This is a genomic window from Bacillus sp. P4_D3 (genome assembly GCF_056401855.1).
In genome coordinates this window covers 1-1,904 of record NZ_JBFUIN010000598.1, presented here as the reverse complement: position 1 = coordinate 1,904, position 1,904 = coordinate 1, and the positions used below count along the sequence as shown (strand labels likewise).

The 1,904-nt window shown below is 35.8% G+C and carries 4 protein-coding genes; 1 reads left to right on the top strand and 3 read right to left on the bottom strand.

Going from position 1 to position 1,904, the window contains the following annotated elements:
• Positions 1–104 precede the first annotated feature (104 nt).
• Together hfq and miaA are read right to left on the bottom strand one after the other, a co-directional pair.
• Positions 105–329: an RNA chaperone Hfq gene (hfq, locus tag AC1DTM_RS24525; protein WP_000813896.1), complete on the bottom strand. Its 225-nt coding sequence runs from the start codon at positions 327–329 to the stop codon at positions 105–107.
• Positions 330–350: 21 nt separating this feature from the next.
• The gene (gene miaA / locus AC1DTM_RS24520; protein WP_016105902.1) at positions 351–1,304 is read right to left on the bottom strand and encodes a tRNA (adenosine(37)-N6)-dimethylallyltransferase MiaA; all 954 of its coding nucleotides are present in this window, start codon (positions 1,302–1,304) and stop codon (positions 351–353) included.
• 183 nt (positions 1,305–1,487) lie between these two features.
• Between miaA and AC1DTM_RS24515 the strand changes: the two genes are divergently transcribed.
• Positions 1,488–1,733: a hypothetical protein gene (locus AC1DTM_RS24515; protein ID WP_002199601.1), complete on the top strand. Its 246-nt coding sequence runs from the start codon at positions 1,488–1,490 to the stop codon at positions 1,731–1,733.
• Between the two features lie 60 nt (positions 1,734–1,793).
• Here the strand turns inward: AC1DTM_RS24515 and AC1DTM_RS24510 are convergent.
• The coding region (locus tag AC1DTM_RS24510; protein WP_477001104.1) for a 3D domain-containing protein at positions 1,794–1,904 on the bottom strand (111 nt) is incomplete at its 5' end.

Genomic DNA, 1,904 nt, shown 5'->3' with positions numbered 1-1,904 from the left:
ATACCGGACTCATTTGGATCAAGTAGCCTAATGAAATAACCGTGTCTAACTTTTAGGGGTCACTTCAAACTCGCTCTTTTTTTGTTATGTACAATAATTCATTACTACTCTAATTCAATCGAAACATTTTTTTGTGGTACAAATGTAGAAATTGCATGTTTATAAATAAGCTGTTGCTTACCTTCTGTTTCCAGCAGGACTGTAAAATTATCAAATCCTTTAATTAATCCACGAAGCTGGAAACCATTTAATAAGTACAGCGTAACGAACGTATTCTCTTTACGGAGTTGATTTAAAAACTGATCTTGAATATTGATTGATTGCTTCATGTCGAATCCTCCTCTTTTTCTCTACTTACTATTATTCGACTTTAGTTGTAGCTTTCCTTCTATGTATCGTAAAATTTCTGACGTTTTTTCACCATCAGTAACATCGAACCACGCGACATCCATCTTATTACGGAACCACGTTAATTGACGTTTTGCATAACGGCGTGAATTCGTCTTTAATTGTGATACCGCTTCTTCTAAAGATACACGATTCTCAAAATAATCATATATCTCTTTATAACCAATCGCTTGAATAGATTGACAATCTCGCACTCCTCTTTCATGTAGACCTTTTACTTCTTCTAATAAACCTTGTTCAATCATTAGGTTAACACGTAAGTTAATGCGATCGTATAGCATTTCTCGATCCATTGTCAAGCCAATTAATGAAACATCGTACAGTAACTCATTTTCTTGTTTTTCGAGCTGGTTACTCATTTTTTCACCCGTCGTGTGAAAAATTTCTAACGCCCGAATAACACGCCTTACATTATTGGCATGAATACGCTCCGCACTTTTTGGATCTACTTCTTGCAACTTTTTATGTATATATTCCACACCGCGTTCTAATGCTAATTTTTCCATCTGTTCTCGGTATGTAGCGTCTCCAGCCTCATCTGTAAACTGGTAATCGAATAGAACAGATTGTATATAGAGACCAGTTCCACCAACAATAATTGGTAATTTTCCGCGCTCAGTAATTTCTCGAATGCACTTACGGACACGTTCTTGAAATTCCGCCACAGAAAATGAATCTTCCGGATCTTTTATATCAATCATATAATGCGGAATTCCGTCCATCTCATCTGTCGTCACCTTTGCAGTCCCGATATCCATCGTACGATAAATTTGCATGGAATCACCACTAATAATCTCACCATTCAACGCTTTTGCAAGATCGATACTTAATTTCGTCTTCCCGACAGCAGTTGGCCCAATGATGACAGCAACTTTTTCACGTTGCACTTCTCCCATATCATTCAACTCTCTTTATGTAATATACTCCATCTATTGATTATACCCAATCTTACCAATTTTAACGGCATGATTGCAAGTTCTTTGAATCTAGTACATGAAATTATACATAAAAAAAGAGCATAGCTTGTCCAATTCTGCATATACATGATAAAAAATAGCTCGGGAGAGGGTGCAATGACTATGAAACAAGCGACTATCGATTTTCCATTATTAATAAAAGACCTTATTTTAGCTACTGCTACAAAAGAACAAAATTGTTCACAAGAAGAATTATACTTCGCACTAAATTGTTTACTACGTTCCTTTCATTCTACTCTTCAAGAAACGGCGTTACATCCAGAAAATAAAAATACAGAGTATATGCAAACTCAATTTTGCACCGCGTATAAAATTATTACAGGTAAAACAATTTACCCTTTTCAATAATTCTTATAAAAAAAGCGGCCGCTTAGACATTTTCAAGCAGCCGTTTTTTATTTTAATACATTATTTTATAACTTTCACTTTAACGGATTTACGCCCCCAACTATCAGCAGTGCTATCTGAACCAACTAAAACGTCAATACGGTTTCCTTTAATCGCGCCACATCGCGCCAC